The sequence below is a fragment of the Saccharomonospora halophila 8 genome (genome assembly GCF_000383775.1).
GTDB lineage: Bacteria > Actinomycetota > Actinomycetes > Mycobacteriales > Pseudonocardiaceae > Saccharomonospora > Saccharomonospora halophila.
In genome coordinates this window covers 10,365-15,956 of record NZ_KB912486.1, presented here as the reverse complement: position 1 = coordinate 15,956, position 5,592 = coordinate 10,365, and the positions used below count along the sequence as shown (strand labels likewise).

4 protein-coding genes and 1 pseudogene are annotated in these 5,592 nt (G+C 71.1%); 1 reads left to right on the top strand and 4 read right to left on the bottom strand.

Features of this window, described 5'->3' with window-relative positions; genetic code table 11:
• The 4 genes from nrfD to SACHA_RS0102470 form a co-directional block, all read right to left on the bottom strand.
• On the bottom strand, nt 1-501 hold a 501-nt coding region (nrfD, locus tag SACHA_RS19925; RefSeq protein ID WP_019806955.1), incomplete at its 3' end, for an NrfD/PsrC family molybdoenzyme membrane anchor subunit.
• 166 nt (nt 502-667) lie between these two features.
• Complete coding sequence (locus SACHA_RS0102485; protein WP_019806954.1) at nt 668-1,648, bottom strand: 4Fe-4S dicluster domain-containing protein; 981 nt, start codon at nt 1,646-1,648, stop codon at nt 668-670.
• 1 nt (nt 1,649) lies between these two features.
• Nucleotides 1,650-4,904: a formate dehydrogenase gene (gene fdh / locus SACHA_RS0102480; protein ID WP_232211793.1), complete on the bottom strand. Its 3,255-nt coding sequence runs from the start codon at nt 4,902-4,904 to the stop codon at nt 1,650-1,652.
• A 76-nt stretch (nt 4,905-4,980) separates the two neighbouring features.
• On the bottom strand, nt 4,981-5,265 hold the full coding sequence (locus SACHA_RS0102470) for a hypothetical protein (RefSeq protein ID WP_028662817.1): 285 nt from the start codon (nt 5,263-5,265) through the stop codon (nt 4,981-4,983).
• Between the two features lie 136 nt (nt 5,266-5,401).
• On the opposite strand from SACHA_RS0102470, the pseudogene SACHA_RS24820 reads away from it, so the two are divergent.
• Nucleotides 5,402-5,592: pseudogene (locus SACHA_RS24820) on the top strand (hypothetical protein); the annotation flags it as partial.

Below are 5,592 nucleotides of genomic sequence, written 5' to 3'. Positions count from 1 at the left end.
CGCGGTGGCCGCGGCCCCGAGGCGCGGCAGCAGGCCGGTGACCGCCGAGGCGGCCGAGGCCCCGGCCAGCGGACCGTAGACGGACAGCAGCCAGGAGCCCATGCTCATCGGCGAGGTCGGCTTCATCACCCGGAGCATGTTCAGGAACCGTTCCGGTCTGCCGAGGTCGTGCACCAGCGCGACCAGCGATCCACCCACCGCGCCGAACGCACCCACCTTGGCCACCGTCGCGGCCCGCCGTCGGCCGGTGAGCTGGGAACCCGCCCCGAGCAGGGACGCCCCGCCCGCCAGGCCACCCAGGAAGAAGTAGGCCGGGATGTCGGGGACCTTCCACACCGGGCCGTTCAGCACCGGTACGCCGTAGTAGGAGGTGAACTCGGTGTCCGGCACCACCGGCTGCTCGCCCTTCCCGCGACGACGTCGCCCGTTCCCGCGTGCCCCGGCCGAAACCGCGCCGGTGATCGCCTCCCGGCCCGGGCGGGAGCCCCCGTCGCCGGTCATACCCACCGTCCCCTCGTCGTCGGTGTCCCCGCCGGTGTCCCCGCCGGTGTCCGGTTCTGCGTCGGTGTCCGTATCCGCGTCGGTGTCCGGTTCCGCGTCGGTGTCCGTATCCGCGTCCGTGTGGGTGTGCGTGTCGGGGCACGGGACACCGCCCGCCGTGGGCCGCTCACCGCCGCCGCGTTCCCAGGAAGGCGGCGACGGCGCCCGCCATGAGCGTCGCCGCGGCCGAGCCCACGTGCCGCCACATGCGCGGCAGGTCCCGCGTGGTCACGACCGGATCGGGCGGCAGTCCGTACACCTCGGGCTCGTCGAGGAGCAGGAAGAACGCCCCGTCCCCGCCGACCCCGTCGTCCGGGTCCGCGCCGTAGAGCCGCGCATCGGTGACCCCGGCCCCGTGCAGCTGCTCGACCCGCTGCTGAGCCCGTTCCCGCAACTCGTCGAGCGGCCCGAACTGGATCGAGTCGGTCGGGCACGCCTTGGCACAGGCGGGTTCGAGCCCGTTGCCGAGGCGGTCGTAACACAGGGTGCACTTCCACGCCCGGCCGTCGTCCGGCCGTTGATCGATCACACCGTAGGGGCAGGCGGGGATGCAGTAGCCGCAGCCGTTGCAGATGTCCTCCTGCACCACCACGGTGCCGAACTCGGTGCGGAACAGCGAGCCGGTGGGGCAGACGTCCAGACAGGCCGCGTGCGTGCAGTGCTTGCACACGTCCGAGGACATCAGCCAGCGGAACTCGTCGCCCGGGCCGGGGGTCGTCGGGGTCGTCGCCGCGACGGCCGGGTCGGTGGCCGACCCGTGCTCGGCCATGGTGAGCACGTCGGTGTCGTGGTGCATCCCGGACTGTTGTGCGGCGAGCGGTTTCCGCTGCTCGATGAAGGCCACGTGTCGCCAGGTGTTCGCGCCCAGCCCGACGGTGTTGTCGTAGGACATGCCGGTGAGGTCCAGGCCGTCGTCCGGGACGGCGTTCCACTCCTTGCACGCCACCTCGCACGCCTTGCAGCCGATACACACCGTGGTGTCGGTGAAGAATCCCACCCGGGGCGGGTGGTCGGTGTGCCCGCTCGCGGCCGCGGGGTCGTAGCCGGACTCCGGGCCGGACACGGCCCCGTCCGTGGTCAGGCCCCCGGTCGCGCCGACCGTGCCCATATCACACCTCCGTGCCGGTCTCGTCGGTGATGCCCGCGCGCCGCTGGTAGTCCCGCACCAGCTCCAGTCTCGCCGGCCCCCTGGGGCGACGTCCGGGCCTGATGTCGCAGGCCAGTGCCTTCACCTCCTGGATGTGCACGTTCGGGTCGAGCGACATCCCGGACAGTTCGTTGGCCGCGTCACCGGTGCTCGCCCCGTTGGGTCCCCAGTGGTAGGGCAGCCCCACCTGGTGCAGCGTGCGCCCGGCCACGGTCAGCGGCGCCAGCCGGTCGGTCACGATCACCCGCGCCTCGATGGCCGCGCGGGCGCTGACGATCGTGGCCCACCCGAGGTGGTCCAGCCCCCGCTCGGCCGCCAGCTCGGGGGAGACCTCGCAGAACATCTCCGGCTGCAACTCGGCCAGATACGGCTGCCACCGGGACATCCCGCCCGCCGTGTGGTGTTCGGTGAGCCGGTACGTGGTCGTGACGTACGGGAACAGCTCGGAGCCCGGCTGCGTGCCGCTGGGCTGGTAGCGGCTGTAGGGGTGTCGCAGTATCTGCCGCACCGGGTTGCGCTGCTGGGTGTAGAGCGGGTTGTCGAACGGAGACTCCTGCGGTTCGTAGTGCGTCGGCAGCGGGCCGTCGGTGAGCCCGGACGGGGCGTAGAGCCACGCCTTCCCGTCGGCCTGCATCACGAAGGCATCGACACCGGACAGGGCGTCCGGCCCGGTCGCCTCCGGGTCCGGCACGTAATCCGGGGGTCTGGTCCCCTTGAAGTCCGGAACGTCGTATCCGGTCCACCGTCCGCTGCCGGCGTCCCACCACAGGTAGGCCTTGCGGTCGCTCCACGGCCTGCCGTCGGGGTCGGCCGAGGCACGGTTGTAGAGGATACGCCGATTGAGCGGCCACGCCCAGGCCCACTCGCTCGCCACCCAGTCCTGCTCGGCCGCGGGCTTACGGCGCGCGGTCTGGTTCACGCCGTCGGCATAGGCGCCGCAGTAGATCCAGCACCCGCAGGCGGTCGAACCGTCCTCGGCGAGCTGCTCGTAGGTGGAAAGCGGGTTTCCCCCGGCGTCGAAGCCCCCGATCTCGGCGAGCACCGCCTCGGCCTCCGGCTCGGCGGTGGGTCCCTTGGTGGGGTAGTCCCAGGTCAGATCGAGCACCGGGCGGTCCCGCTCGCGATCGGACCCGGCGAGCTTGTCCCGGATGATCCGCCCGAGGTGGTAGGTGAACCACAGCTCGCTGCGCGCGTCACCCGCCGGTTCCACCGCCTGGAAGTGCCACTGGAGCAACCGCTGGGTATTGGTGAAACTCCCGTCCTTCTCGGTGTGTGCGGCGGCGGGGAGGAAGAACACCTCCGTGCCGATGTCGGCGGTCGCGAGCTCGCCGCTCTCGATCTCGGGGCCGTCCTTCCACCAGGTGGCACTCTCGGTGAGCGAGAAGTCCCGCACGACGAGCCAGTCCAGGTTCGCCATGCCCATCCGCTGGGCCTTGGCGTCGGCGGAGCCGACCGCCGGGTTCTCCCCGAGCAGGAAGTAACCGTGGCAGCGGCCCTCCATCTGGGCCACGATCGTCTCGTAGGTGGAGTGCCCCTCGGTCAGCCGCGGCAGGTGGTCGAAGCAGAAGTCGTTCTCCGGCCGGGCGGCACCGCCCCACCACGCCTTGAGCAGGCTGACGATGTAGGAGCGCATGTCGCCCCAGTAGCCCTTGTGCGTCGACTCGGCCCGCACGAAGTTGTTCAGGTCGGCGTTGCCGTGCGCGTGGGGCATCGGGATGTAACCCGGCAGCAGGTTGTACAGCGTCGGGATGTCGGTGGAGCCCTGGATCGACGCGTGACCACGCAGGGCGAGGATGCCGCCGCCCGGCCTCCCGATGTTGCCCAGCAACAGCTGCAGGATCGCCGCCGTGCGGATGTACTGCACGCCCACCGTGTGCTGGGTCCAGCCCACCGCGTAGGCGAACGCGCTGGTCCGCTCGCGGCCGGAATTCGCGGTGAGCAGTTCGCACACGCGCAGGAAGTCCTCTCGCGGCACCCCGCACACCTGCTCGACCAACTCGGGGGTGTACCGGGAGAAGTGCCGCTTGAGAATCTGGTACACACAACGCGGGTGCCGCAGCGTCGGATCCGTCTCCGGCTCGGTGCGGATCTCCGGCCCGCCGGAGCCGTGCGTCTCCCCCCTGGCCACGTGCCGTGATCCCGCATCCTCCCGCGTGCGCGCGTCCCACTGCTGGTCCCGTTGCCCGGAGGCCGCCTGCACCCGGGCACCCTGGTACTGCCAGGTGGACACGTCGTAGACGCGGCCCTCGGCGTCCCAGCCCGAGAACACGCCGTCGAGATCCTCGGTGTCGACGAATTCCTCGGACACGATCGACGCCGCGTTGGTGTAGGAGAGCACGTAGTCCCGGAAGTCCTTCTCCCCGGCGAGCACGTAGTTGACGATGCCGCCGAGGAAGGCGATGTCACTGCCCGCGCGCAGCGGCACGTGCACGTCGGAGACGGCGCTGGTCCGGGTGAAGCGGGGATCGACGTGGATCACCGTCGCGCCGCGCGCCTTGGCCTCCATCACCCACTGGAACCCGACGGGGTGACACTCGGCCATGTTCGAGCCCTGGATGACGATGCAGTCCGAGTTCGCCAGGTCCTGCTGGAACGTCGTGGCGCCGCCGCGACCGAAGGAGGTTCCCAGACTGGGAACCGTGGAGGAGTGTCAAATACGGGCCTGGTTCTCGATCTGCACCGCGCCCAGTGCCGTGTAGAGCTTCTTGAGGAGGTAGTTCTCCTCGTTGTCCAGCACCGCCCCGCCGAGACTGGCGAACCCGAGCGTCCGGTTCGTGCGCACCCCCTCGACCTCGGACTGCCAACCGCGGTCCCTGGCGTCCAGTACCCGGTCGGCGATCATGTCCATCGCCGTGTCGAGGTCGAGTGACTCCCATTCGGTCCCGTGCGGCCTGCGGTAGAGCACCCGGTGGGTGCGCGCGGACCCCGTCGTCAGTTGCAGGCTCGCCGAGCCCTTCGGGCACAACCGGCCCCGGCTGATCGGCGAGTCGGGGTCGCCCTCGATCTGGGTGACCCGCCCGTCGGAGACGTAGACGTTCTGCCCGCACCCGACCGCGCAGTACGGGCAAATCGACTTCACCACCTTGTCCGCCTTCGCGGTCCGGGGAGCCAGCGCCTCGCTGCCCGGACTCTTGGCCGCGGCACCACGCCCGGTGGGATCACCGTCGGTGAACTGCCGGACAACCGGCCATCCCTCGATCCACGTCCGTAGACCCATGGTTCACCCTCCGCGTGCTCGGCCGTTCGCGGTCGCCGCGGGCCGGTCGGCCCACTCTCCCGATCGAACCACGGGTTCAGGTTCCGCGCATCTGCGCGTCCGCCCGGACCCGCCCGCGCAACCAACGGTGGACCGACTCCCGGGCCGCCGGGCTCTCCACGGGCGGATTGGACAACTCCTGGCCCGCCGGACGCAACCCGCGGGCACGCGCCTCCTCCGGCGCCGGGGCGTCCCCGCCGTCGGCGGGCAGACCCGTCGCGATCAGATACACCAGCCCCGGGGGAATGCCCAGCCTGCGTCCCACCTCGGTGTACTCCGCACCGTCGGCGAGCGACGCCCGTACCTGCTCCCTGGTCGGCACCGTCCCCACCTCCTCACCCACAGGAATGATCGTGGGCGGATTCCGCCTGCCTCGTGTGGCTCGTCCCGTGTGCCATTGCGGCATCCGGGTACCCCGACCACAGTCCGTTCACACACAGTGAGGAGGGCGATGTGCTGTGACGTCGACACCCGGCGACACGACCGTCAAGTTCCGCCCGGACGCCCCGCCGATCGTCTGCGGCGAGTGCGGGTTCCGCACCGCCCGCATCGCGGCACTGCTCGACCCGTCCGGCACGGAGACCGGCACCGCCGTCGTCTGCCTCCCGTGCCGTGAGCGGGAACGCGCCCGCGCGGCCGGCGCCGCGGG